Annotated in this window: 1 protein-coding gene; it reads left to right on the top strand. The window is 68.9% G+C overall.

Going from position 1 to position 1106, the window contains the following annotated elements:
• Window positions 1–57: 57 nt before the first annotated feature.
• Entirely contained in the window at window positions 58–1104 is a 1047-nt protein-coding gene (locus tag Voc01_RS52610; protein WP_445009842.1) for an IS30 family transposase, read from the top strand.
• Window positions 1105–1106: the final 2 nt, after the last annotated feature.

The following is a 1106-nucleotide window of genomic DNA, read 5'->3' as shown; positions in this document are numbered from 1 at the left end:
TGGCGGGCTCAATGGATGGTTGCACCACTTCTGTTGTTGATCTAGGCGGAGGTGGTTGTGGTGGCGGGCAGGTTGAGTCTGGCCGAGCGTGAGGAGATCGGGCTGGGGTTGGCCCGTGGGGAGTCGTGTCGGCGGATCGGGGCGCGGTTGGGTCGGGCGCATACGACGGTGTCGCGGGAGGTTGAGCGGCATTCGTTTCATGGGCATGCGGTGGCGTTCGGGCGGCCGGAGATGGTCTACCGGGCGACGTCTGCGCATCGGTCGGCGGCCACGGCGGCGGTGCGTCCCAGGCGTGCGAAGCTGGCGGTGCGTGGCCGGTTGCGGTCGTTGGTGCTGCGGTTGTTGCGTAGGCGGTGGTCGCCGCAGCAGATCGCGGCCCGGCTGCGGGACGATTTCCCTGACCGGCCGGAGATGTGGGTGTCCCACGAGACGATCTATCAGGCGATCTATCTGCAGTCCCGCGGGAATCTGCGGGCTGAACTGACGCGGCAGAAGGCGTTGCGGTCCGGGCGGGTCACCCGCCGGCGCCGGGCTGCCGAGGCGGGGGCGGTGCGGTCGAACCGGCCCTGGCTCGGGTTGAACATTTCGGCGAGGCCGGCCGAGGCGGCCGACCGGGCCGTGCCCGGGCACTGGGAAGGCGATCTGGTCATCGGTAAGGACGGCGCGTCCGCGGTGGCGACCCTGGTCGAGCGGAGCACCCGCTTCGCCCTGCTCGTCGGCCTGCCCGGCGGGCGGGTCTCCGAGGATGTCGTGGCCTGCCTGGCCGCCGCCATGGGCACCCTGCCCCGGCAGTTACGCCGGTCGCTGACCTGGGACCAGGGGTCGGAAATGGCCCGCCACACCGACTTCAGCCTGGCCACCGACTGCCCCGTCTACTTCTGCGACCCGCACAGCCCCTGGCAACGCGGCTCGAACGAGAACACCAACGGGCTGCTGCGCCAGTACTACCCGAAGGGCGTCACCGACTTCCGCCGCATCACCCAACACCAACTCGACACCGTCGCCGCCGAGCTCAACAGCAGACCCCGCCAGACCCTGGCATGGAAGACTCCAGCAGAGAAACTCGACCAACTACTCAAAGTAGATGGTGCAACCACCGATTGAAA

Origin of the sequence: Virgisporangium ochraceum (genome assembly GCF_016863655.1) — a bacterium.
In the GTDB taxonomy this organism is placed as follows: Bacteria; Actinomycetota; Actinomycetes; order Mycobacteriales; family Micromonosporaceae; genus Virgisporangium; species Virgisporangium ochraceum.
This window is presented reverse-complemented; position numbering and strand designations above follow the sequence as displayed.